Raw genomic sequence first — 23,594 nt, 5'->3', positions numbered from 1 at the left:
GTTCCAGGACGCCGCGTGCGCGGCCGTCGTCGGAACAATCACCGCTCCGGCCATCAGCCCACCGATCACAGCCGCCTTGAGCGCTTTTCTTACTCCCGCTTTCATTGGCCTCCTTCTTGATCGCAGGATGCGGCAACCATATCCAGGAGGTCGTATACCGGCGGTATATCCCCTGTTCGGGCAAGTGAGTCGGCCGTTCTAGCGGTTGTCGTACCTCGAAATGAGCGATGCGCAGCTTGAGCGCCTGTTGACTCAACAGCGCCTGACTTGCTCCCATGGGTGTCGTGGAGATCGTTAATATGACCGACGAGTACGCGGCCGACATCGTCACATGGCGTTATCCCGCGCCTTATGACTGCTACGACCTCGTTGGTACGGATCCGGAGTTCTTCACAGATCCCCGAAACGGATATGTCGCCCTCGTGGATAAGGGGGAACTCATCGGCTATCGCGTGTTCGGCCGTGACGGCCGCGTACCAGGCGGTGAGTACGACGAATCAGCGCTTGACACGGGTGGAGGTCTACGTCCCGAATTGACGGGCCGTGGTCTCGGTGAGCAGGCAATCGCCGCCGGCCTGGAGTACGGCGCCGCACGTTTCCGGCCCATGGCCTTTCGGGTGACCGTCGCCAGCTTCAACATCCGTGCCCAGCAGGTCGTTCAGAAACTCGGCTTCGTGCCCACCAGAACCTTCAACGCCACAACGGACGGCCGCGGATTCGTCATCATGACTCGCCGGCAGCCTTGAATCCGCTGCGTGACCAACCGCGTGACGACGCCGACGAACGACGCTGGACACTCGTGGACAATCATGGACCACGAGCGCAGGCAGAGATCTTGTACGAGCAGTTCGCCTCCCCACACGGCCGAGAATCGAGCGCCGCCGCCGTAAAGGGCGGGGTGTGGGCGCGTGAAGGTGCGGAGCCGGTCCTGGTAGGCGTGCGACCGGATCGATCTCCGCGAACGGACGCCATGAGGCCGGCCGGTCAGGTGCATGTGGGGACCGGGTTCGGGGTCGGCCCGCCCCCGAAAGGTGCGCCCCACGCCTTGTTGAGCACGGAGGGAACGGGGGGCATGCACACCCGTGCGTCATAGTCGCCTCGGTATTGCCAAGACCCGTCGCCTTCCAGCTTCCAGAAGTACAGCCGGTCGATGGCAGCGACGACGTAGTAGGCATCGGCATCGGGGGTCGTGCCGTAGATCTCGCCGTAGTAGATGGTGCCGCTGTCGGTCACGTCCACGGCTCTCTTCGCGGGACCCGAGGGATCGACGGCGGCCCGTGCCGCGGCACTGAGCAGGTCACGGGTCTCCTGATCGATCCTGAGCGGCAACGCGGTTCCCGCGGGGAGGCGTTGCTCCGGTGGCAGGTCCTCTTCCTCCTCCGGCTCCTCATCGGCCACCTGAGAGGCCGACGGCGAGGGCGCCGCCGCGGAGCTGAGATCGGTCTGGTCCTGAGGGGGGAGCAGCGACGTCAGCGTGAGCACGAAGGCGGCGCCAATGGCGACGACGAAGCCGATGATCGCCAGTAAGGCTGCCGGGGAGCGGCGCATGGGAGACCCTTACCATGATCTTCAGATCGCCGAAAGCCTGCCGGTCATGCGAACCCGGCTAGCGGGGGATTCCGTGGAGGGAGCAGACGTGCCGCCAGATCTTGGGATCCAGCTCTCCGGCGCGGTCCTGGAAGGCGGCGGTGGTGACCCGGATCGGGTCGCTCAGGTCGAGGAAGCTGTTGTGGTCGGCGTCGTGGTCCCACGTACGCGTGGGGATCTCGATGTGGTCGTCGCGATGGCGCTGATCCTGGCTGGTGATCTTCAGCACCTCGGCGCCACCCCGGTGCGTTCTCAACACCACGCAGGGCCGGACCTTGGAACCGGGCCCGTCCTCGAAGGGCACGTCCGCCCACCAGATCTCCCCGGGGCGCTGCGCCGTGCCCGTGTCCGGCGGCTGAGGGCGTCCACGGGACGGCTCGCCCCGTCGCCGACCGGATGAGGCAGGGGCGCCTGTCGCGCGGCCTGTGGGGCGCCCCTGCGGTCGTCTGGACGGCGCCTCGGCTCCCCGCCCGCGCGGTGAGCCGCCAGGCGAGCCGCCTCGCGTGCTGCCGCGCGAGGCGGTCGAGGGCCGGTCCGGCTTCCGGCCCCGCCGCTTCGCCGTGGCGGTGAGGGCCACGGCGAGTACGGCGGCCGCCACGATGATCAGGGTGACGAACAGTGACAGATCCCGCATGGCCGCAAGCCTAGAGCCACGTGTAAACGGAACGGAGATCAGGAACGGGCGTCCCACGCGGCGAGGATGCGGGCCTCCTTCTCGGGGTCGATGCCGTGGCTCAGCATGGAGGACCCGAAGCTGCGCTGGTCCTCCGGAATGTCCTTCAGCCACGCCCACGTATCCCGGACCGTCTCGCTGACGGGGCGGCAGGTGAGACCGGCGGCGAGCGCCTTTGCCGACGACGGCAGCCAGACGCCCGACATCTCGGGGCTGTCCGGGGCCCACAGCGGCATCTCGGTCCACATCTGGACGTCGTGTTCGAGGAGGACGGAGTCGTCGACCCAGACCAGTTCGGCGTCGGAGCCGGTGACCTCGACGCAGTCCCGCAGCCAGTCGCCGTACGTCGTGTTGCCCGGCACCCCCGACGTGAGGAACCGGCCCGTGGTGCCCTTGGCCGCCTGGTCCACCGTGAAGGCCGCGATGTCCCGGGCGTCGATGAGCTGCATGGCCCGCGAGGGGTCGCCGGGCGCGAGCACCCTGCCCCCGCGGGCGATCCGGGTGAGCCACCACGGCAGCCGCCCGACGTTCTCGTGCGGCCCGAGGATGAGGCCCGGGTCGATGATCAGGGTCTGCCCGTCGAAGTGCTCCTCGACCGCCCGCTCGCAGCCGGCCTTGAGCACGCCGTAGTCGCCGTACTCGCTGTCCGCGTCCGGCGGGCACTCGTACCGGGGGGAGTCCTCGTTCAGCTCCATCTCGGCGGGGAAACCGGGGAACGCGGAGATGCTGGAGATGAACGTGTAGTGCCCGGCGTGCCCGGACAACCTCCGTACGGAGTCGAGGACGACCCGCGGGACGAAGCCGCACACGTCGATCACGAGGTCCCACGTGCGGCCCTCGACGAGACGGTCCAGGTCGGCGGACACGCCGCGGTCGCCGTGCACCGCCTCGACCCCGGGCGCGTCCGGCCCGCTCTTGCCGCGGTTGAATGTCGTGACCTCGTGACCCTGGCGGAGCGCCTCCGCCACGATCGCCCGGCCGAGGAACACCGAGCCACCGATAACCAAGATTTTCATACCGTCATCCTCAGCCCGATGGCGGCGCGTGTCTCCGGCGTTTCACGGTGAGCGGACGACGTGTGCTCAGGGTGAACGGGAGAGCAGCCTCGCGGCAGGCGGGAGACCACGAAGCGGCCGCACCCGGCGTACCCCTGCTTCATCCGGTGCCCGCCGCGGCCCGTAGCTCGGGTACGGGCGTGAAGCGCTCCTGGTGCAGCACGTGGACGCTCGCCGAGCCGATGTCGAAGTACAGGCCGGAAAGTTCCAGCTTCCCCGACCGGACCAGGGCGTCCACACGGGGATGAGAACGCAGGTTGTCCAGCTGCTGGATCACGTTCACCCGGCAGAGCCGGTCCAGCGGGCCCGCGTCGTCCCCCGCGCTCTCCGACGCCACGAACCGGGCGAGGGTGTGCCGTCCGTGGCGGAGCCAGCCGCGCAGGGAGGGGAAGTCCGTCCCGAACACCGCCTCCCACTCGGCCGGTGCGGGCGGGACCTCACCCAGCAGGGCCGCCATCGCGCCGCAGCCGGAGTGCCCGCACACCGTGATCGTCCGCACCGCCAGGACCCCCACGGCGTACTCGACCGCGGCCATGAGGGAGTCGTCGTGCGGCGCCATGCGATGGCGGGGGACCAGGTTGCCGATGTTGCGGACCGTGAACAGGTCGCCTGGCCCGCTCGCGGTGATGATGTTCGGCACGATCCGCGAGTCGGCGCACGTGATGAACAGATGCGACGGCGCCTGCCTGCGTGCCAACCGGGTCAGCAGCGGCCGCACCAGCGGGGCCGTCCGCCGCTGGAACTCCCGGGTCCCCTTCAGCAGATCCGGTACGGCTTCCGCCTCGGCGACCGCCACGGCGGTAACCGCGTCCGGGCCGACCTCACCGGAAGGGGGGCCGGAACGCCGGTACGCCCAGGGCAGCCACCACCGGTCGTGCCGGAACGGGCTCTTGGCCGGGAACATCCGGGTGCCGCTCACGGCGGCTGAGTACCACTCGTCGTGCAGCTCGTCGATGTCGATCGTGCCGCCGGTCCGTTCGTGTTCCAGCCGCCAGGCGTGCAGCGCCTCGAAGGCGGCGTTGTCCATGAAGTCGACGTGCAGGTCGAGCTCCACCGCCGAGCCGGCGGGGATGGCCCGCAGCGAGTCGGTCAGCCGGGGCACGCCGAGAAAGGTGAGCGAGCCGGTGACGACGACGCGCCAGCAGCCGGCGTCGGGCCGTACCTGCACCGAGAGCCAGGTGAGGCGGCGGAGCGCGAGCAGCGCGGCCAGGCCGAGCCCGATCAGGACGCCCTCGGCGAGCCCGATCAGCACCACGCCCGCCATGGTGACGAAGTAGACCGGCATCTCGCCGTGCCCGCGCAGGTTGCGCACATGGGCGACGTTCACCATCTGGACGCCGATGAAGAGCAGCAGGGCGGCGAGCGCCTCCATCGGGATCAGCATGATCGCCCAGCCGAAGGCCAGGGTGAAGAGCAGGACCCACACGCCGTGCAGCACCGTCGACCACCGGCTGCGCGCCCCCGCCCGCACGTTGGTGGTGGTCCGTACGACCACGCCGGCCACGGGCAGCCCGCCGAGCGCTCCCGAGATCACGTTGGCCGCCCCCTGCGCGGTCAGCTCCCGGTCGAGGTCGGCGCGCGGTCCGCTGTGCATCCGGTCGGACGCGACGCAGGTGAGCAGGGACTCGACCCCGGCGAGGAGGGAGACCAGCAGCACGGCAGAGACGATGGCGTGCCAGTCGCCCGCCGGCAGCACCGGACCCTGAAGCGACGAGAACCCGCCGGTCAGGTCCACCCTGGTGATGTCCCAGCCCAGCACGCTCGCCGGGAGCGCCCCGATCAGGAGGGCGGCGAGCGGTGCGGGGACCGCGCGCAGACGGGGGAGCCGGTTCCACACGAGCATGACCGCGATGGTGATGACGCCCACCATGACGGCGTGGCCGTGGTTGTTCATGATCTGTGAGGGCAGCTCCAACAGGTTCTCCACGGCGGACTTCTGCGGCTGGCCGCCGAGAACGATGTGCAGCTGCGACAACGCGATCACGACGCCCACCCCGGCGAGCATCCCGTGGACGACGGCGGGGGAGACGGCCAGGGCCGCCCGCGCCACCCGGAAGACCCCCAGCAGGAGCTGCACCAGCCCCGCAATCAGCGTGATCATGCAGGTGGCGCGCCAGCCGTACGTGTGGACGAGGTCGGCGACCACCAGGGACAGCCCGGCGGCCGGACCGCTGACCTGGACCACGGACCCGCCCAGGGCGCCCGCGACCACGCCGCCGACGACCGCCGCGACCAGTCCCGCGGCGATCGGCGCACCGGACGCGACGGCTATCCCGAGGGAGAGGGGCACCGCGACGAGGAAAACCACCAGCGAAGCGGGAAAGTCGTGCCGGAGAACCGACCGCCAATCACGCTTTGTATTCGTATAGCCACTCTCCGTCATGACGCGACCCTATGGCAGGGATCACGCGCAGGTCAGGCAAGCGGGAGGAAAGTCAGCGGTAATAGTCGGGATAGTCGCTCTCGGGGGTGCGGTGGCTGCCCCGGCGTCCGCTCGGCTCCGGAGTGGCGCCGCCGTACAGCTCGTCGTAGGAGGGCCAGCTGCCGCCGGGGTTCTGCTCCGGCCACGCGGACGGCTCGGGCGTGCTCGGGTATCCCTGCTGCCGATCCTGCCCGTAGTAGTCGGGCTCGTACGGCGCTGCCGGGGAGGCGTCAGCGGTGGGAGAGACCGCCCTGGAGGGGCTGGTGGGAAGTCCGGAGGCGGGGGTGGGCCCGGTCACCGTGTCGGAGTCGTCGATCGTCGCCCAGCCGGCGCTCACCTCGTAGGACGCCGAGGAGGGGGTGGGCGGATAGGTCTGGTCCGAGGAGTACCCGCCGTAGGAGGGGGTCTGGTAGCCGTGCGGCGGCTCGGGGTCGTCGAGCACGTCGCGCGCGCCCGGCCAGGCCGGTGTGGCCGCCGGAGGCGGCGTGTGGGACGCCTGCCCCCAGACGGGCTCGTCCACGGGCGGAGTCGAGGGGAGGGGAGCCGGGCTCGCCGGAGGCACCGCGTAGGAGGGGCCGGTGTCGGAGGTGAACCGCCCCGTCGGTCCGTAGGGGTCGGCCGGAGGCGCGTCGTAGGAGGCGGGCCGCTCGAACATCCCCGTGGAGGGGGCGGTGGTCTCGAACGAGCCGGTGGAGCGGGCGGAGGTCGGGGCGGGGCCGGTGTCGCGGATGGCCTCGAACATCCCGGTGGACGGGATCGCGTCCTCGAACGAGCCGGAGGCGGTGGACGGGGCGGGGCCGGTGTCGCGGATGGCCTCAAACATCCCGGTGGACGGCATCACGCTCTCGAACGGGCCGGTGGACGGTGTCGCGCCGCGTACGGCCTCGAAGGAGCCGCTGCCGCGGGAGGTGTCCAGCGGATCGCCCGCAAGCGGGGCGGGGAAGGGACCGCTCGGCTGAGAGGCCGCGAACGGGCCGGTGGGCATCGGGGCGCCGCGGTCGAGCAGCGGGTCAGGCCGCGAGGCGGGCGCCGGGGTGCCCAGAGCGCTCAGCGCGTCGGAGGCCGGGGCGGAGAAGGTCATGGTCTTCTGCTCGGCGAGTGCCGAGGCGGGGGTGGCGCGCCGGGGTTCGACCAGATCGGCCAGGCCGGACGCGCCGGAATGCTGCGGCAAGGAGCCCTGGAGTGTGACGGCGTCGGGATCGGGTGAGGCGGCGCCGGTGCGGGGCTTACCGGCCTGCCCTCCGGCCGCGCCGTCGTAACCGCCGTCGTCGGCGCGGACGCGGGTCCAGTAGTCGTCGTCGTAATCGTCCTGCTCGCCCCACTCGTCCACCCCGCGACGGCCGCGGGCGGCGGCGGGCTGCTTGCCGCCGCGCTGCGCGGGGCGCGAGGCCTGGCGGCCGCCGGGACGGGGCGCCGGACGGGGGCCGGCCGGGCGCTTGGCCGGGGGCTCCTCGAAGGCGTCGAAGCCCTTGGGGAAACTCTCGAAGAACGTGTCCTCGGCCGGCCGCCGGGGTTTAGGACCCTTGTTCTCGGCCATCGCCTTGATCCGCTCGGGAGAGAGCGCGCTCTCCCTGCGGTTCATCGACCGCATGCCCATGGCCACGACCACCAGCACCAAGAGCACGACGGCGACGAGGCCAAAAATGACCGCGATCATAGCACCACCCTCAAGGCCATGGCCTTCCAGCGGCGCCGGTGAGGTCGCGCGGCCATCGACGCGACCTGCCCCCTTTGTTCACCTGCGCTCAGCAATTGGATCCGATTCTGCTCGACCACGATGACCGTTGTCACACCCTTGGTGAAGATTGGTGAGGCACTGCTACCTGAGGTGTTCACCATGTCACTCGATGTTCGCCGCAGTGAGACGCCCGCGGGCGATGGTGTGATCGGCGATGTGCTGCAAGGTATCCGCGAGGGCGGAGCCCTGCTGGAGATCGAGCTTCGCGTCGAGGGCGTACACCGTGAAACGGTAGTTTCCCTCGGTGGCGCACGGCGGCACGTACCCGACCTTCCCCGTTGTCGTCTGGCCCTGTCGGGCACCTCGGGGGACGCCGTTCTCGCCCAGTTCAGTGGTGTTGGGATCGATGTTGAAGACCACCCAGTGCACCTCCGCTTCGCTTCGAGGGCTGTTGTCGTCGACCACAAGGGCCACCGACTTGGCACCCGACGTACCCGACCAGCGGAGGGGCGGGTTGCCCATCCCTCCATTGCAGGAGTAGCCGTGCGGCAAGGGAGCGCCGTCGCGGAACCGCGGGCTCGACACACTGATCACGTCGAGGTTCCTGGGCGAGCCGCCGCCCAGGATCCCGCAGCCCGTCGCGGTGAGCGCCACCGCCGCTATGGCGGCGGCACGCCGCGCGCGTCCTGACTTGTTCGGCGACCCCATGCCCGATGATGCTACGCGGATCTGGACGGTGCGCTGACCGGATCGCGCCGATCCGTTCCTCCGGCCGCCACCGCGAGCGGTCCCGTGACGACGCGATACCCGTGCTCACCGGTGGTGCCGGAGTGACATGACCGCCGTGCTCACCGGCGGTGCCGGAGTGGCATGATCGCCGTGCTCACCGGCGGTGCCGGAGTGACGGGACGGGCATGTTCGCGCCCGGTCCCGGATCGCCTCCGGCCGGATGACCCGCCGGCCCCTCCGGGCACCGATAATCGAGGCATGGAGGGGACGGAACGGGACACGCGTCTGAAATTCGCCGTCCTCGGTCCTCTCGAGGTCCGCCAGGACGGGCGGCTGATCGAGATCGGCGGACAGCGGCTCCGCGCCCTCCTGACGACACTGCTCCTCGACGCGGGCAGTGCCGTTCCCGTCGACGCCCTCGTCGCGGGAGTGTGGGAGGACAACCCGCCGAGCGGCGTCGGCAACGCGCTCCAGGCCCTGATCTCCCGGCTCCGCGCGGTGATCGACCGCGATCTGGTGGTCGCCCACCCCTCCGGATACCGCCTGGCCGTCTCGCCCGAGCTGGTGGACGTCCACCTGTTCACCCGGCTCTGCCGGGACGGCGGCCGCGAGCTGGCCGCGCGCGACGCCGCCGGTGCCGCGCGCACCCTGCGGGACGCCCTGGCCCTCTGGCGCGGGCCCGCGCTCCCCGACCTGCCCGACGGGGCGCCCGAGATCGCCCGGCTCGACGACCTGCGGATCGCCGCGACCGAGGACCGGATCGACGCCGACCTGCTGCTCGGACGGCACGCGGAGGTGCTGCCCGAGCTCCGCTCCCTGATCACGGCCCATCCGCTGCGCGAGCGGTTGCGCGGCCAGTTCATGCGGGCCCTCTACGCGTCCGGCCGGCACGTGGAGGCGCTCGCCGCCTACGAGGAGGCCCGGTCCTCCTTCGCCGACCTGCTCGGCGCCGACCCGTCGCCCCAGCTCGCCGAGCTGCACCTCGCCGTGCTCCGCCGCGACCCGCTCCACCCGCATGACGACCTGCTCTCCCCGCGTGACGACCCGCCGCGTCACGACCTGCTCTCCCCGCGTGACGACCCGCCGCATCACGGCCCTCCGCATCACGACGCCACGCGGCCCGCGTCCGCCGCGCGCAAGGGCAACCTGCGGGCCAGGCTGACGAGCTTCGTCGGGCGCGAGCCGGACGTCGAGCGCGCGGGGGACCTGCTGGACGGGCACCGGCTGGTCACCCTCCTCGGGCCGGGTGGGGCGGGCAAGACGAGGCTGGCGGTCGAGACCGCCGAGGCCCTCTCCGCCCGCATGCCGGACGGCGCGTGGCTGGTCGAGCTCGCCTCGCTGCGCGATCCTGAGGAGATCGCGCAGACGGTGCTCACCTCGCTCGGCCTCAGGGACGCGTCCCTGATGACCAGGCATCCGGGTGCGCCGCACGCCGAGACCGACCCCATGGGGCGGCTGGCCGGCCTTCTCGCGGGCCGGCGCATGCTGATCGTGCTCGACAACTGCGAGCACCTGATCGAGCCCGCCGCGGTGCTGGTGGACCGGCTGCTGGCCGACTGCCCGGACGTCCGTGTCCTCGCCACCAGCCGCGAGCCGCTGGGGATCACCGGTGAGATGTTGTGGCCGGTCCGGCCGCTCGACCTCGATCACGCCGTCCGGCTGTTCGCCGACCGGGCCGCCGCCGCCCGGTCCGGCTACACGGTGGACGGCGAGCGCCCCGCCGTCGAACGCATCTGCCGCGAGCTCGACGGCATGCCCCTGGCGATCGAGCTGGCCGCCGCCCGGCTGCGCACGCTCTCGGCCGCGCAGATCGCCGACCGGCTCGACGACCGTTTCCGCCTGCTCACCAGCGGGAGCCGTACGGCGCTGCCGAGGCACCAGACGCTCCGCGCCGTGGTCGAGTGGAGCTGGGAATTGCTGGACGAGGACGAGCGGCGTCTCGCCGCGCGCCTGTCGGTCTTCGCGGGCGGGGCGACGCTGGAGAGCGCAGAACGGGTCTGCGCCGGTCCCGGCATGTCCGGCTGGGCCGTCGACCTGCTCGGACATCTGGTGGACAAGTCCCTCCTCGTCTACGACGGCGGGCGTTACACGATGCTGGAGACGATCAGGGCCTACGCCGCCGAGCGGCTCGCCGAGTCCGGCGAGGAGCACCGCGTACAGCTGGCGCACGCCGGCTATTTCACCGAGTTGGCGGAGACCGCCGACTCGCGGTTGCGCGGGCGGGACCAGGTCGAGTGGCTGGCGCGGCTGACGGCAGAGCAGGACAACCTGTCGGCCGCGCTGCGCCGGGCGGTCGACGGCGGCGCCGCGGAGCTGGCGGTCCGGTTGGTCGGCGCCCTCGGCTGGTACTGGTGGCTGGCCGGCCGCCGCGGGGAGGGCGCGGCACGTGCCGCCGAAGTGCTCCGGATCGTCCCCGAGGACATGGATCCGGCCAGGCGGGCCCTGGTGCTGGCGGTCTACGGAGTGACCGTCCTGGGCGGATCCGCTGATTGGGAGCGGGCGAGGGAGGCACTCGAAGGCGTCTCCCTACTGACCGGGCTCCTCGAACCAGGCTCGCTGCATCCGATCGTCGCGCTCGCCCGGCCGGTGCTGAACCTCTTCCTGCGCCAGGACGCCCCCATCGACGCCCTCCTGGAGGAGTTGTTCGCCGACCGGGATCCGTGGCTGGTCGCCTCCGCCCATCTTTTCCGCGGTCACCTGCACTTCAACAGCGGCAGGGTCGAGGAGGGAGAGGCCGACGTGCGAGCCGCGCTGGACGGCTTCCGCGTGACCGGAGACCGCTGGGGCATCGCGAACTCGCTGTCCGCGCTCGCGGAGGTCAGCGCCATGCGCGGGAACAACGCCGAGGCGATCCCGGTCATGCGGGAGGCCATCGCGTTCGTCGACGAGATCGGCGCCTCCGACGACACCCCGTACATGCGGGGCCGGCTGGCGCTCACCCTCAACGCGGCGGGTGACCGCGCGGGGGCGATCGCGGTGCTCGCCGAGGCGGCCCGCATCTGCGCGAACGGTGACGACCCGGTCGGCGCGGCGGGCGTGTGCGTCATCAAGGGAGAGTTCGCCCGCGAGGACGGTGACCTCGACCTCGCCCGCATGCACTACGCGCAGGCCGTGGGGATGCTCGACGGACCCGAGGTGCACCCGCCGCAGTTCCTCGCGACCCTGCGGGCGTCCCTCGGGCTGCTCGCCGAGCAGGAGGGCGACGCGGTCCGGTCCCGGCGGATGCACGCGGAGGCGCTGGACGCCGCCCTCACGTCGCAAGATGGGCCGATCATCGGATATATCCTGATCGCCCGGGCCGGTCTGGCACTGCTGGACGACGAGCCGGAACTGGCCGCAAGCCTTCTCGGCGCCGCCGCCGCGATTCGCGGCATAGAGGAGGTCACCGCCTACGACCACGCCCGCATCACCGCGAACGCGCAGGCCGCGCTCGGACCCGAGGAGTTCTCGCGGTCGTACGAGCGCGGCCGGGGGATGCCGTTCGACGAGGTGGTCGCCGCCGCCTCGGCGTGAGAGGCCCGGTGGGCCCGGAGCACAAGGCGGGCCAAAGCAACAGGTGGGCTCGGGTGTGGTTCAGGCGCGGCTCAGGTGCGGTTGCGGAAGGCACGGACGGACAGCGGGGCGAACACCACCGCAAGACCGGCCGCCCAGAGCACGGAGATGGTCGCGCTGGAGGCGACCGGGCCACCGCTGAGGAGGCCCCGGACCGCGTCGGCCAGGTGGGTGACGGGGTTGATCTCCACCCACTTCTGCAGCCAGCCCGGCATGGTGTCGGTCGGCACGAAGGCGTTGCTGGTGAAGGTGATCGGCATCATCAGGGAGAACGCCACGATCTGCACCTTCTCCTGGTTCTCCGCGGTCAGCCCGATGAGCACCGCCGCCCAGGACAGCGCCAGAGCGAACGTGAGCAGCAGCGCGAGGGCGCCCACGACCCCCAGCACGCCGGTCTGGACCCGGAACCCCAGGACCATGCCGAGGCCGAGGAACAGCGCGAACGCCCACACCTGCTTGAGCGTGTCCGCGAGAATGCGCCCGGTCAGCGGTGCGGAGCGGGCGATCGGCAGGCTGCGCAGCCGGTCGAACACGCCCTTGGTGATGTCGGTGTTCAGCCCGATCGCCGTCGTCAAGCTGGCGAACAGCATGTTCTGCGCGATCAGGCCCGGCAGCGAGAACTGCAGGTAGTCACCCGTGGAGCCGGAGATCGCCCCGCCGAACACGTACGTGAACAGCAGCAGGAACATGATCGGCTGGACGCTCAGGTCGAGGAGCTCCATCGGGTTGTGCTTGATCTGCACCAGGCTCCGCCATGCGAGCGTGGCGGTGTGGCGGACGGTCGCCGCGATCCCCGGCCTCGGGGAGGCGGTGACCGGGGCGGTCTGCGTGAAGGTCGTCATATCGCGACCTCCTCCTTCCGCGCGGTGCCGTCCCGCGTGTCGTCGTGGGAGTCGGCGCCGCCGTCGTCGGCGCGGTGGCCGGTCAGGGCCAGGAAGACCTCGTCGAGGCTGGACTTGCGCAGCGACAGCTCGGCCGCGACCACCCCGAGGTCGTCCAGGCGGCGCACGATGGCGGGAACCAGCGCGGGGTCGCGAACGCTGCCGGTGACCAGGCCGCCCGCGATCTCCGGCGCCGAGCCGAGAACGTCGCCCACCACACCCGCGACCACGTCCAGATGGGATGCCCGCAGCGGCCGCACCTCCAGCACCTGGGCGCCCGTGGTGGCCTTGAGCTCGTCGGACGTGCCCCGCGCGATCACCTTGCCGTGGTCGAACACCACGATGTCGTCGGCGAGCTGGTCGGCCTCCTCCAGATATTGCGTGGTGAGCAGCACCGTCACGCCGTCGTCCCGCAGTCCGCGGACGACCGCCCACAGGTCCGCGCGGCTGCGCGGGTCGAGGCCGGTCGTCGGCTCGTCCAGGAACAGCAGCTGGGGGTGGCCCACCAGGCTCGCGGCGAGGTCCAGCCTGCGGCGCATGCCGCCCGAGAACGTCTTCGCGGCCCGGCCGCCGGCCTCGGTCAGGTCGAACCGGTCGAGCAGCTCGGCGGCGCGCCGCTTGGCCTCGGCCCGCGGCATGTCGAGCAGGCGGCCGATCATCACGAGGTTCTCCACGCCGGTCAGCGCCTCGTCGACCGCGGCGTACTGCCCGGTCAGGCCGATCAGCGACCGCACCTGGTGGGCCTGCTTGACGACGTCGAACCCGGCCACCCGGGCGCGGCCCGCGTCGGGCTTGAGCAATGTGGCGAGGACGCGCACCGCGGTGGTCTTCCCCGCGCCGTTCGGCCCGAGGACGCCGAGCAGCCGGCCTCGTGGCACCTCCAGATCCACCCCGTCGAGCGCCCTGGTCTCGCCATAACGCTTGGCCAGACCCTCGGCCTGAATCGCGTATGTCATGATCTCTTCTCTCTTCGGTGTCGGATCCACTCTGGAGGACGGCACTGACATTTCGCTGATCCTCTCCGGCCGGCGCTGACATATCGCTGACGGCGCGCTGAGAGGTGTGGTCGGACACCGCGTGACCTCGGGGAACATCCGATTGGAAGCACGTTGGCCACCCATTCGGTGAAAATCACAGCGATTCATCACATATCGGGTACCTGGGGAGGGAAAGCGCCGCGGAACCGACGGTCGGATCCTGTTCCCATCTGTTTCCCATGCGAGGAGGGAGGATTATGGAGAGCTGAGACCGGCCCGCTGCGGGTCGCCCTTCTCGGCGGTTTCCGTCTACTCGCCGGAGACGATCAGATGCCTGTCACCGGGGACCCGAGCGCCTTCTGTCGTTCATCGCCCTCTGCGGCCGGTCCGTCTCCCGGGCGCTGATGGCGGGCATCCTGTGGCCCGACGCCCCGGACCACAGGGCGTACACGAGTCGGCGGTCGGCACCGGCGATCCGCCCGGCCGGCGACTCCCGGTCGAGCCGGCCGTCCACGCGGCCGGCCGCACTCCGCCAACTGCCTGGCAGAGCGTCGAACGGCCGCGCGGATTCCTAGGCGGGTGGCGACTCGGGGGTGGGACTCAGGAGGCGCCGGCGCGTACGGCGGTCGCGGCCAGGGTGGTGTAGCTCATCGTGAAGCGTCCACCCAGGGAGTCGACGGCGCCCCCGACCGCGTCCAGTATCTCGGCCAGCTGATCGGGGCGGAGTTGGGTGAGGCCGCCGGTGGTGGGTAGCAGGGCCAGCCATTCGTCGCGCGTGTAGGACTGCTCCCAGTCGAATCGCCACTGTTCGGGATCGTTGAACTGTTCGGTCTCGCGGATCTTGTCGGCGAACTTCGCGTATCCCGCCTGGTAGAAGGCGACCGGACGTCGGGCCGGTTGGCCGTTGAGCGGGGAGTCGGGCGCCGCCCTCCGGTAGGCGGCGGCGAACGGTTCGGCTACCTCGGCAGGCGGCTCGTACACGTGCCCGAAGATCGCCAGCCGTCCTCCTGGACGCAGCACACGTGCCGCCTTGGCGGCGCCGGTGACCGGATCCACCCAGTGCCATGACTGGGCGGCGACGACCGCGTCGAACGTCCGGCCGGCGGGCTGCCAGGCTTCGAAGGCCGCCACCTCGACCCGCAGGCCCCGGGCTCGCGCGAAGTCGGCCATCCGAGCGTCGGGCTCGACGCCGAGCACGGTGCAGCCGGCGGCCTGGAACTGGCGGGCCGCGATGCCGGTACCGCAGCCGACGTCGAGCACGTCAGGCCCGGGGCTCCCGGTGACGATCCGCGTCACCAACGCATCGGGGTAGCCGGGGCGGGCTTGGTCGTAGCGTTGCGCGTCCACGCCGAACGACTCGGCCATCCGTCGGGCCTTGTGCGGATCCGCTGGGGACGGTTCTGGTTGCTCTCGAGGTAGGATGGGCATGCGCCCACCTTAGTGGGCGCACGCCCACTAGCCAACAGATGTCAGCTGGTTGACGCACGAGAGGATCTCTTAAGTGCCGACGGGGGTACACCTTCGCGACGCCCGGCAGCAGCTGTTCGACGCTGCGGAACGCGTGCTTCTGCGTGACGGGCCGAACGGGCTGACCAGCCGGGCCGTCACCGACGAGGCGGGCTGCGCCAAAGGCGTCCTGCACCGGCACTTCACCGACTTCGACGCCTTCCTCGCCGACCTCGTGCTCGACCGGGCCGCGCGGCTCGAGACGCAGGCGAGCGCGCTGCGCGAGTCCGCCGGTACCGGCACGGTGGCCGACAACCTCACCAGTGCGCTGACCACCCTGTTCGGACCGGTTCCGGTGGCGATCATCCCGCTCATCACCTTCCGGGACGAGTTGCGCGCGCGGCTGCGGCAAGCCAGGCCCGGAGGTGGCATCGCGATCCTCGCCGAGGCCACGACCGCGATCTCCGATTATCTGGCCGATGAGCGTGAACTGGGCCGCATCGCGGCGGGCGCCGACATCGACTCGCTCACCCTCTCCCTGGTCGGTGGCGGTCATCTCCTGTTCGCGGACCGCGACCCCGGCCCGCCGGCCACGGCGGTCGTCGACAAGTTCGTGACAGGGGTCATCGCCGACGCCGTGCGACGACGACCGGAGTAGGAACCCCCGAGTGTCGGCATAGGGTCCACGATGACGGATGCGCTGCGGCCCGGCGACGTGGTGGTGTTCACCAAGCCGGACCGGCTCGGCAGGTCGGTGAAGACGCTGAAGGAGATCGCCGACCGCGTCAGCGGGCCGGGGCCGGGCTATGGGCGCTGGACCAGAACATCGCCACCACCACCGCCGAGGTCACCCCGGCGTGGATCGCGCCCTTCGTGGCCGTCGCTCCCGATCGGGGGGAGAACTCGGGCCGGATCGACGGCTGAGCCGCCGCAGGTCGAGTCGGCGGGTCACTCCTGCTTGCGGGCGCCGAACATGATCTCGTCCCATGTCGGCACGGAGGCGCGGCGGCCACGCGACTTGCGGGGACGCGCCGGGGTGGGCTTGGGCGCGGGCGGAGCCGGCGGCTCGGGCTTCGTCTCCTTCGCCGCCGCGGCCTCTTTGCCGGTGCCCTTGGCGCCCGGCGCCGGTGCGGCCGGCGCAGGTGCCGGGACTGGTGGTGGTGCGGCGCGCTCTTCGCTGATCCTCGCCGCGGGTACGGCGACTGGCTCCTTGGCCTGCTCAGGCTCGGGTTCCGTGGGCGCGGGACCGGCGGGCTCAGCGGTGGCCGCGGGAGCGGCGGCCTCGCCCTGAGCCGCGGGCTCGGGCTCGGGCTCGGGCTCGGGCTCGGGTGAGACGGGCTCGGGACGGGCCTCGGCCGCCGGGGGAGTCGTCCCGGTGTCGTGCCCGACCTCCGGCGAAACGTCCGGCTCGGCCTGTGCGGTGACGGCCTGTGCGGTGACGGCCTGTGCGGTGACGGCCTGTGCCTCGGGCGGTGTCACGACATCCGGCACGACATTCGGCACGACATCCTTCACCACGTCCGGCACCACGTCCGGCACCACGTCCGGCACCGCATCCGGCACGGAATGGGCGTCGGGCGTGGCGGACGCCGCGTCCGGCGTGGCGGCGGGTGTGGCGGCGGGTGTGGTCTCGGGCGCTGTGCCGGTGTCTCCGGACGCCGTGACGGCGGCCTTCTCCTCCGCCGCGACGTCCGCGACAGCGGGTGTGACGAGCTGCCGCGGCACGGCGCCGGGGATGTCGGGGGTGCCGGTCTCGTCCTTGACGGGAGGCCGTGCGCCATCGGCCGTCGCCTGTGGCGTGGTCTCCACCTGCCGCGACGGATGCTCGATGGTGGCGGGCGCCTCCACCCTGGGCGCGTCGACCGCCGGGGGAGCGACCCGCGTCTGATCGGCCGAAGGCGCGCTCTCCGAAACGACGGAGAGCCGTTCCTCGGCGCGCGGTGTCTCCTCGGCGCGTGGTGTCGCCTCGATCGCGGGCTCGTGCGCCGTACCGGCCGGGGGCGCGGGGGAGGTCCGCGGCACGGCTTCCGCGGGGTCGGGGACGAAGGCGCCGGGCCGCTCCACGCCGGGTCCGGTCATGTGAACCGGGGCCGGTGCCTGGGGAGCGGGCCGTGCCGTGATCTGCTCCTGGATCTGCTCCTGAACGGGCTCGCGCAGGTGGAACGCCGTCTCCCGGCCCGGATCCGGGCGGAACGCGGTCGTGCCCGCGACGATCGGCGGCTCGGGCAGGTAGGCCGTCTCGGCCCTCTGCGCGGCGGGCTCGTCGTACACCGGCTCGTCCCGCCGCATGGGCTCGTGCCGTACGGGCGGATAGTCGGGCTCGGTGCGACCGGCCCGGATCGAGAGCGAGCCGTCGGGAAGCGGCGGCACGGGTGCGAGCTTCGACGCGAGGCGGGGCAGGAACGGCCGCACGGTCGTGTCCTCGCGCGGGACGGGCTCGACGTACTCGGCCGCCGACAGGCGCATCGCCTCGTCGTCGTTGGGCGTGATGTGGCGGCGGCGCGGGTCGAACAGCCACTCCGCGTGCCGCGTGTGACCGTTCCAGACGAAGCCGAGCTTCACCCGCCAGAGGTTGTCGTCGCGCTTGCAGGAGTCCCAGTCGATCTCGTCGGCGGGTACGCCGCGCCGGGTCAGCCGCTCCGCGACCAGGTCGCCGAGCGTGGGCCCGGGTGTGTTCTCGCCCGGAAGGCGTACGGCGACGCGCTGCGCCTGCTGGGCCATGTACTCGCGCTCCTGGAGCACGGGCCCCTCGAACCAGCGGACACGTTCCACCGGGATACCGGCGGTGGCCGCGATCTCCTCCGCCGACTCGCCGGCGCGGATGCGAGCCTGGATCTCCTTGGGACGCAACGGACTCTCCACTTCGATCTCGTACTGGCCGAGACGGGAGAAGTTGCCGCGGACCGCAGCGCGGAGCCGGTCGTCGACGGGAAGTGTGAACCGCGTACCGCGCCCGGCCGTCGCCAGAACGAGGTAGGTGCCGTCCTCACTTACCGCGACGAGACGGAGCTCCTGCATGCGAGTCCCTTCGTCGTCGTGCTCAATCTTCCCCCGGACCCTTGAGTCTCTCGCGTGAGCCGGTTGCCTTCCAGCACCGTACCCGGCATGTCCGAACATCGCCTTCCCAAGGGGCGTGGCAGGCGACGTGACGCCAGTCACATTTGTCGCATTCACCTTTCTACAGGGCGGCGGTGCCCGCAAGCGGTTCTCGGCCCTCGAAGGTTTCCGGCGAGTCGCGGTGGCCGCCGCGGCCCGGTTCCGGGGCGGCGGTGAGCAGAGTCGGGAGGTGATCGGGGACGGCCCGGTCAGCCCAGGACGCCGTCCAGGTAGTCGTTGGTGAACAGGCGCCGCGGGTCGAGCTCGTCCCGCAGGGCCAGGAAGTCGGCGAACTTGGGATAGGCCGTCGAGAGGTAGGCCGCGTTCCGGGTGTGCAGCTTGCCCCAGTGCGGGCGTCCCTCAAGTCTCGTCATGATCTCCTCGACGCCCTCGAAGTACGCCGGGTTCGGCGTCGGGCGGTAGACGTGGCAGGCGATATACGCACTGGGCCTCCCGTACGCCGTGGACAGCCATGCGTCAGAGGGAGGGGTCACGCGGACCTCCACCGGGAAGGTGATCTTCCAGTCCATCCGTTCGATGAGGTCACGCGTCTCGCGGAGGGCTCGGGCGAGGTGCTCGCGCGGGATCGCGTACTCCATCTCCAGGAAGCGCACCTCCCGAACCGAGTTGAAGATCTTGTACGACGTGTCCACGGACTCGGACGCGCTCAGCAGACTGGCGGAGATCCCGTTGATGCGCGGGATGGCGCCGGGGATCTTCGCGCCGGTCGCGCAGGCGGCACCGAAGATCGTGTTCTCCAGGAAGACGTTGTCCAGCCAGTGCTTGAAGGGACCGGTGGGCCTGGCCGGGCCGGGGGACCGGTTGTTCCGCTTGGCCAGGCAGGTGTCGGTGTGCGGCAGCCAGAAGAAGTCGAGGTGCTCGTTGTCGGCGGTCAGCTCGTCCAACGACTCCAGGATGCCGCTGAACGGCAGCGGCTCACGGCGGCTGTGGAGGAGGAACGACGGCTCCACCCGGAAGGTGACCGCGGTGAGGATGCCGAGCGCGCCGAGACCCACGCGGGCCGCGTCGAACAGCGGGCCCTCGCTCACGGTGGTGATCGTGCCGTCGGCGAGTACCAGTTCCAGCTCGATGACCTGGTCGGCGAGGCCGCCGATGTCCCGGCCGGTCCCGTGGGTGCCGGTCTGGATCGCGCCCGCGATGGTCTGCGCGGTGATGTCGCCCATGTTGCCGAGGGCGAGGCCGCGTCGGTGCAGTTCGTCGTTGACCACGTGGAGCGGGGTGCCGGCGGCGACCTTGGCCCAGTCGTCGCCGGTCGCGATGACGCCGGTGAGCGCGTCGGGGCGCAGCATGATGCCGTCGACCAGGGCGACGCCGGTGAAGGAGTGCCCGGTGCCCACCATGCGCACCCGCCGCCCGCTGTCCGCCGCGTCCCGTACGGCTTGCGCCACCTCGGCGGCGGACGCGGGCGTCCTGACCTCGCCCGGGGTGACTGACTGGTTCCCAGCCCAGTTGCGGAACTCGCTCATGACCATCCAAGCCCACGATTTCGGAGAATATGAACAATACTCATGAAATATGGGCCGAGGCCAGAGGTGAGACCAGGGAAAGAGGGGCCGGGAGCCGGCTCCCGGCGGGACCGGCCCGCGCTCACGCCGCTCACGCCCCCCGGCGTGACCCGGGCGGGCGCCGTCAGACGGCGTCCTGGCCGGCCGTCTCGGGAGTGCGCAGCCAGGCTGACCCGGCGACCCCGACGGCGACGGCGAGCAGCGCGCAGATGAGGGGGAAACCGTAGGCGTTGGAGGCTCCGTACAGGTCGGTGAGCCGTCCCCCCGCCCAGGCGCCGATGGCCACGCCGAACCCGAGCGACGTCGAGAGCCACGACATGCCCTCGGTGAGCTGCGACGCGGGAACCAGGCGCTCGACGAGGGAGAAACCGGTGATCAGCGTGGGGGAGATCGCCAGGCCCGCGAAGAACAGCGCGACGCTCATCGTGGGGACGTTGCCCATCAGGATGAGCGGCGTCAGCCCCACGGCGAACACGCCCAGCCCGCGCACGAGCCGGCCACGCAGGGCGATCTTCCAGCGGCGTGAGCCGTACCACAGGCCGGAGATCATGCTGCCGCCCGCGACCGAGGCGAGCATCAGGCCGGCCAGGCCCTTGGAGCCCTGCTCCTCGGCGAACGCCACGGTGACGATGTCGACCGACCCGAAGACCGAACCCACGGCGAGGAACACCACCGCCAGCATCGCGACTCCCGGGATCGCGATCGGCGACCCCGAGTGCTCGCGGTGCCGTACGGCCGGCGGCTCCGTGCCGCGGAGCGCGGCGAAGGCGAGGGTGCCGCCGACGGCGAGCACGACGGCGACGATGAGCCCCGCGTAGACGTTGACGCCGGTGGCCAGCGCGGTGACGAAGGCCGGACCCGCCACGAAGATCGCCTCGTCGGCCACGGACTCGAACGAGAACGCCGTGTGCAGCTTCGAGGGATCGTCGAGAACGTGCGACCACCGGGCCCGGACCATCGACCCCAGCGATGTGGCGGCGCCTCCCACGACGATGCCGGTGGCGTACAGGGTCCAGATGGGCAGCTTGGCGTGGGCGCACAGCATCAGCGCGACGAGCGCGACGCCGTGGAGGAAGACCAGCGGGACGAGCACCCTGGCCTGGCCGAACCGGTCCACGAGCCGGCCCGACAGCGGGGCGGCGACCGCGAAGGCCACCGACTGGACCGCGGAGACGGCGCCCGCCGTGGCGTAGGATCCGGTCAGCTCCGAGACGAGCAGGATGATGCCGATGCCGAGCATGGACATCGGGATCCGGCCGACGAATCCCGCGATGACGAAGCCCTTGACGCCGGGCGTGCCAAGCAGCCCGCGGTACGGCCCAACCATGTCGATTCCCCTCGCACCTTGTGCGTCCGGGCACCTCGATGTGATCGGATGCGGCCACGGGCTCCCCCGCCCACGGCACGCGGACGTGCACTTATCCTGTCAGACCCTGGCGTACCGCCCTGCGGTTGGCAAGTGATTTCTCGATCAGCACGCCAGAGGGTCTAACCTGAACCAGGTGCCCCCTGTTCCGTGGTTTGCGTCACTTCGCATGGTTGTGGTGGGGCTGGTGGCTTTGCTGGCGATCGTCGGCGCCGTGGGCGGCGCGATGGTGTTCGCGGACGGCCGATCGGACGGCCCATTGGATGGCAGGGCGGACGGCGGGAACGGCCGGAACGCCGCGGCGGCGGACGGCGGGGGTGACGGGCGGACGCCGGCACCGCGATCGGCCGGGGGAGATGGGACCGGCGGCGGCGCGCCCCTGCGCCCCGACGCCACGCTCCCGTCCAGCGCTCCGGTCACGGACGCGGCCGTCCAGGTGACCCCTCCCGAGCTGATGGCGATCATGACCTCGGCGGTGTCCGACGGCGCGCTGCGGAAGCTCGCCGCTCTCAAGCGCGTACGGAAGGTCGCCGCGGCCGACGGGGGCACGATACGCATCGCGGGCAACTCGTTGCAGCTCCTCGCCGTCGATCCGGCCGGTTTCCGGTCCTGGACTCCCCGGCCGGTCGCCGAGCACCCCGAGGTGTGGAGCGCGCTCAGCCGGGGCGAGCTCGTCGCTGACTCCGCGGTGGTCCGGCGGCTCGGCATGAACCTCGGCGCGGAATACCAGGTGGACGGTGGTCCGCGGCTGCGCCTGGCGGCCTCGGCGTCCCTCGGCCTGCCCGCCGTGGACGGGCTGATCGGCGTGGACCTCGGGCGGCGGCTCGGATTCTCCCCCGGCGTGGTCGTCCTGATCCACGGGGACTCTCCGGACGCGCGCGGGGTCGGGCGCGTGCTCGGCGCGAAGGCGCACGTCCTCACCGTCCCGGCGGCCGGGACCACGGGCGGGAACGCGGGCGGGAACACGAAGGACACGAAGGGCGCGAAGAACGGCGAGGGCGGCAAGGGCGGCGGGGACGCGACGAAGGCCGGCGACGGCGGCTCCACCAGGACGGCCGGGCACGGTCTGGTGGGACGGCCGGACAGCTACCTGGAGCTCTACCGGAAGTCGGCCGAGGTGTGCCCCGGCCTGTCATGGACCGTGCTGGCCGCCATCGGCCAGGTGGAGAGCGGGCACGGCCGCAACAACGGCCCGTCCTCCGCGGGCGCGCTCGGCCCGATGCAGTTCATGCCCGCCACCTGGAAGTCGTACGGCGTGGACGGCGACGGCGACGGCAAGGCGGACATCTGGAGCGCCTACGACGCGGTGCCGTCGGCGGCGAAGTACCTCTGCGCCAACGGCGCGGCCCGCGGCGGGGAGAAGCTCAGGAAGGCCGTCTGGTTCTACAACCATTCGTGGGACTACGTGAACAAGGTCCTCGGCCTCGCCGAGGCGTACGCCCAGGCCTACCGCTGATCCGCCGGCGGCGGGCGTCGGCCCGGCGGGGGTTCAGCGGGGGGTCAGCGGGGGTGCCGTACCGGTGCCGGGCAGCAGGTCGCCGGGCACGGGGTCGGCTCCGGCTCGGCCATCAGCTCGGAGACCATCGCGACGAACCGGGGGTGGATCCCGGCCGTGGCCGCGCGGGAGAGCGGCAGGCCGAGCCGCTCGGCGAGCGCCTTCGCCTCCACGTCGAGGTCGTAGACGACCTCCATGTGGTCGGAGACGAAGCCGATCGGCACCAGGACGACCGCTTCCGTGCCGGAGGCGTGCAGTGCCTCCAGGTGGTCGCAGACGTCGGGCTCCAGCCACGGGATGTGGGGAGGGCCGCTGCGGCTCTGCCAGACGAGGTCCCACGGCCGGTCCCCGGGGATCTCCGCCGCGACGAGCGCGGCCGCCCGGCGCAGCTCCGCCTCGTAGGCACCCCCGGCGGGCCCGGCCGTCTTCGCCATCGAGATCGGGATGCTGTGCGCGGTGAACACCAGCCGCGCCTGCTCCCGACGCGGCTCGGGCAGCCGCTCCAGGGCCTGGCGCGTGTGGTCCACCATCGCGGCGACGAAGCCCGGGTGGTCGAAGTAGTGGCGCAGCTTCACGATCTCCGGAGCGTCCGGGACCGCCGCCCGCGCCCGCGCGATGTCCTCGATGTACTGCCGGCAGCTCGAATAGGAGCTGTACGCGGAGGTGGCGAACGCCGCCGCCTTGCGCACCCCGTCGGCCGCCATCTGGCGGACCGTGTCCTCCAGGAACGGATGCCAGTTGCGGTTGCCCCAGTAGACGGGGACGTCCACGTCGAGAGCCGCGATCAGGTCACGGCACTGCCGGTTGATCGGACTGACCCCGCCGAAGCGCTGGTAGTGCGCCTCCACCTCGAGCAGCCGCTCGCGCGGCACCCCGCGCCCGCGTACGACGTTCTCCAGGAACGGCATGACGTCGTCGGGCTTCTCCGGACCGCCGAAGGACACCACGAGCAGCGCGTCGTAACGCGGAGCCGGACGCCCGTCCTCATGTGTCAGATCGCCCATCGCTCCCCGCCCGATCACGCTCGCCGTCCCGGCCTCGCCGCCGATCCGGTCTCACAGCCTATTCGGCCCGTACGCCGGTCCGGTGGGGAGACCTGCCGGGCGTCCGG

At 71.5% G+C, this 23,594-nt stretch carries 17 protein-coding genes; 4 read left to right on the top strand and 13 right to left on the bottom strand.

The genetic code is table 11. The features are described from left to right. Positions 1 to 299 precede the first annotated feature (299 nt). Positions 300 to 746, top strand: a complete 447-nt coding sequence (locus IMZ11_RS34920) for a GNAT family N-acetyltransferase (protein ID WP_228646708.1) — start codon at positions 300 to 302, stop codon at positions 744 to 746. Positions 747 to 984: 238 nt separating this feature from the next. On the opposite strand, the gene IMZ11_RS34915 is transcribed toward IMZ11_RS34920, so the two are convergent. From IMZ11_RS34915 to IMZ11_RS34890, 6 genes are all read right to left on the bottom strand, one after another. Continuing rightward, the gene (locus IMZ11_RS34915) at positions 985 to 1,548 is read right to left on the bottom strand and encodes a hypothetical protein (protein WP_228646707.1); all 564 of its coding nucleotides are present in this window, start codon (positions 1,546 to 1,548) and stop codon (positions 985 to 987) included. 58 nt (positions 1,549 to 1,606) lie between these two features. Continuing rightward, positions 1,607 to 2,221, bottom strand: coding sequence for a type II toxin-antitoxin system PemK/MazF family toxin (locus IMZ11_RS34910; protein WP_228646706.1), 615 nt, complete (start codon positions 2,219 to 2,221; stop codon positions 1,607 to 1,609). A 38-nt stretch (positions 2,222 to 2,259) separates the two neighbouring features. After that, positions 2,260 to 3,276, bottom strand: coding sequence for an NAD-dependent epimerase/dehydratase family protein (locus IMZ11_RS34905; RefSeq protein WP_228646705.1), 1,017 nt, complete (start codon positions 3,274 to 3,276; stop codon positions 2,260 to 2,262). Positions 3,277 to 3,415: 139 nt separating this feature from the next. Beyond that, on the bottom strand, positions 3,416 to 5,698 hold the full coding sequence (locus IMZ11_RS34900; protein ID WP_228646704.1) for a SulP family inorganic anion transporter: 2,283 nt from the start codon (positions 5,696 to 5,698) through the stop codon (positions 3,416 to 3,418). 52 nt (positions 5,699 to 5,750) lie between these two features. Further along, positions 5,751 to 7,394 carry a hypothetical protein gene (locus IMZ11_RS34895; protein WP_228646703.1) on the bottom strand — a complete coding sequence of 548 codons (1,644 nt, stop codon included), beginning with the start codon at positions 7,392 to 7,394 and terminating at the stop codon, positions 5,751 to 5,753. 183 nt (positions 7,395 to 7,577) lie between these two features. Further along, positions 7,578 to 8,123: a YbhB/YbcL family Raf kinase inhibitor-like protein gene (locus IMZ11_RS34890; RefSeq protein ID WP_061255304.1), complete on the bottom strand. Its 546-nt coding sequence runs from the start codon at positions 8,121 to 8,123 to the stop codon at positions 7,578 to 7,580. 279 nt (positions 8,124 to 8,402) lie between these two features. Here IMZ11_RS34890 and IMZ11_RS34885 point away from each other — a divergent pair, with 279 nt between their 5' ends. Beyond that, positions 8,403 to 11,657, top strand: coding sequence for a BTAD domain-containing putative transcriptional regulator (locus tag IMZ11_RS34885; RefSeq protein ID WP_228646702.1), 3,255 nt, complete (start codon positions 8,403 to 8,405; stop codon positions 11,655 to 11,657). Between the two features lie 71 nt (positions 11,658 to 11,728). On the opposite strand, the gene IMZ11_RS34880 is transcribed toward IMZ11_RS34885, so the two are convergent. From IMZ11_RS34880 to IMZ11_RS34870, 3 genes are all read right to left on the bottom strand, one after another. Further along, positions 11,729 to 12,538, bottom strand: coding sequence for an ABC transporter permease (locus IMZ11_RS34880; protein WP_228646701.1), 810 nt, complete (start codon positions 12,536 to 12,538; stop codon positions 11,729 to 11,731). Beyond that, positions 12,535 to 13,533: an ATP-binding cassette domain-containing protein gene (locus IMZ11_RS34875; protein WP_228646700.1), complete on the bottom strand. Its 999-nt coding sequence runs from the start codon at positions 13,531 to 13,533 to the stop codon at positions 12,535 to 12,537. Before IMZ11_RS34875 ends, IMZ11_RS34880 begins: the two co-directional genes overlap by 4 nt. Before the next feature lie 621 nt (positions 13,534 to 14,154). Beyond that, positions 14,155 to 14,982 (bottom strand): class I SAM-dependent methyltransferase, encoded by an 828-nt coding sequence (locus IMZ11_RS34870; protein WP_228646699.1) that lies wholly within the window; start codon positions 14,980 to 14,982, stop codon positions 14,155 to 14,157. A gap of 73 nt (positions 14,983 to 15,055) precedes the next feature. Between IMZ11_RS34870 and IMZ11_RS34865 the strand changes: the two genes are divergently transcribed. Then, the gene (locus IMZ11_RS34865; protein WP_228646698.1) at positions 15,056 to 15,658 is read left to right on the top strand and encodes a TetR/AcrR family transcriptional regulator; all 603 of its coding nucleotides are present in this window, start codon (positions 15,056 to 15,058) and stop codon (positions 15,656 to 15,658) included. Positions 15,659 to 15,948: 290 nt separating this feature from the next. Here the strand turns inward: IMZ11_RS34865 and sepH are convergent, their stop codons facing one another. From sepH to IMZ11_RS34850, 3 genes are all read right to left on the bottom strand, one after another. Further along, positions 15,949 to 18,018, bottom strand: a complete 2,070-nt coding sequence (gene sepH / locus IMZ11_RS34860; RefSeq protein ID WP_228646697.1) for a septation protein SepH — start codon at positions 18,016 to 18,018, stop codon at positions 15,949 to 15,951. A gap of 287 nt (positions 18,019 to 18,305) precedes the next feature. Then, complete coding sequence (locus IMZ11_RS34855; protein WP_228646696.1) at positions 18,306 to 19,583, bottom strand: D-arabinono-1,4-lactone oxidase; 1,278 nt, start codon at positions 19,581 to 19,583, stop codon at positions 18,306 to 18,308. Between the two features lie 163 nt (positions 19,584 to 19,746). Continuing rightward, on the bottom strand, positions 19,747 to 20,949 hold the full coding sequence (locus IMZ11_RS34850) for an MFS transporter (RefSeq protein ID WP_228646695.1): 1,203 nt from the start codon (positions 20,947 to 20,949) through the stop codon (positions 19,747 to 19,749). 226 nt (positions 20,950 to 21,175) lie between these two features. On the opposite strand from IMZ11_RS34850, the gene IMZ11_RS34845 reads away from it, so the two are divergent. Beyond that, positions 21,176 to 22,444 carry a lytic transglycosylase domain-containing protein gene (locus IMZ11_RS34845; RefSeq protein ID WP_228646694.1) on the top strand — a complete coding sequence of 423 codons (1,269 nt, stop codon included), beginning with the start codon at positions 21,176 to 21,178 and terminating at the stop codon, positions 22,442 to 22,444. Between the two features lie 44 nt (positions 22,445 to 22,488). Here the strand turns inward: IMZ11_RS34845 and IMZ11_RS34840 are convergent, their stop codons facing one another. After that, positions 22,489 to 23,487 (bottom strand): ferrochelatase, encoded by a 999-nt coding sequence (locus IMZ11_RS34840; RefSeq protein ID WP_228646693.1) that lies wholly within the window; start codon positions 23,485 to 23,487, stop codon positions 22,489 to 22,491. Positions 23,488 to 23,594 lie beyond the last annotated feature (107 nt).

It is taken from the genome of Microtetraspora sp. AC03309 (genome assembly GCF_020826795.1).
Classification (GTDB): domain Bacteria; phylum Actinomycetota; class Actinomycetes; order Streptosporangiales; family Streptosporangiaceae; genus Microtetraspora; species Microtetraspora glauca.
Note: the sequence above shows the minus strand (reverse complement) of the source record. Positions and strands in the feature narration are given on the sequence as shown.

Bases quoted from the DNA above. Each gene is read 5' to 3' on its own strand.
- IMZ11_RS34885 (WP_228646702.1), top strand. From the start codon at position 8,403: ATGGAGGGGACGGAACGGGACACGCGTCTGAAATTCGCCGTCCTCGGT.
- IMZ11_RS34850 (WP_228646695.1), bottom strand. From the start codon at position 20,949: ATGGTTGGGCCGTACCGCGGGCTGCTTGGCACGCCCGGCGTCAAGGGC.
- IMZ11_RS34895 (WP_228646703.1), bottom strand. From the start codon at position 7,394: ATGATCGCGGTCATTTTTGGCCTCGTCGCCGTCGTGCTCTTGGTGCTG.
- IMZ11_RS34905 (WP_228646705.1), bottom strand. From the start codon at position 3,276: ATGAAAATCTTGGTTATCGGTGGCTCGGTGTTCCTCGGCCGGGCGATC.
- IMZ11_RS34920 (WP_228646708.1), top strand. From the start codon at position 300: ATGACCGACGAGTACGCGGCCGACATCGTCACATGGCGTTATCCCGCG.
- IMZ11_RS34890 (WP_061255304.1), bottom strand. From the start codon at position 8,123: ATGGGGTCGCCGAACAAGTCAGGACGCGCGCGGCGTGCCGCCGCCATA.
- IMZ11_RS34855 (WP_228646696.1), bottom strand. From the start codon at position 19,583: ATGAGCGAGTTCCGCAACTGGGCTGGGAACCAGTCAGTCACCCCGGGC.
- IMZ11_RS34880 (WP_228646701.1), bottom strand. From the start codon at position 12,538: ATGACGACCTTCACGCAGACCGCCCCGGTCACCGCCTCCCCGAGGCCG.
- sepH (WP_228646697.1), bottom strand. From the start codon at position 18,018: ATGCAGGAGCTCCGTCTCGTCGCGGTAAGTGAGGACGGCACCTACCTC.
- IMZ11_RS34870 (WP_228646699.1), bottom strand. From the start codon at position 14,982: ATGCCCATCCTACCTCGAGAGCAACCAGAACCGTCCCCAGCGGATCCG.
- IMZ11_RS34875 (WP_228646700.1), bottom strand. From the start codon at position 13,533: ATGACATACGCGATTCAGGCCGAGGGTCTGGCCAAGCGTTATGGCGAG.
- IMZ11_RS34910 (WP_228646706.1), bottom strand. From the start codon at position 2,221: ATGCGGGATCTGTCACTGTTCGTCACCCTGATCATCGTGGCGGCCGCC.
- IMZ11_RS34840 (WP_228646693.1), bottom strand. From the start codon at position 23,487: ATGGGCGATCTGACACATGAGGACGGGCGTCCGGCTCCGCGTTACGAC.
- IMZ11_RS34900 (WP_228646704.1), bottom strand. From the start codon at position 5,698: ATGACGGAGAGTGGCTATACGAATACAAAGCGTGATTGGCGGTCGGTT.
- IMZ11_RS34915 (WP_228646707.1), bottom strand. From the start codon at position 1,548: ATGCGCCGCTCCCCGGCAGCCTTACTGGCGATCATCGGCTTCGTCGTC.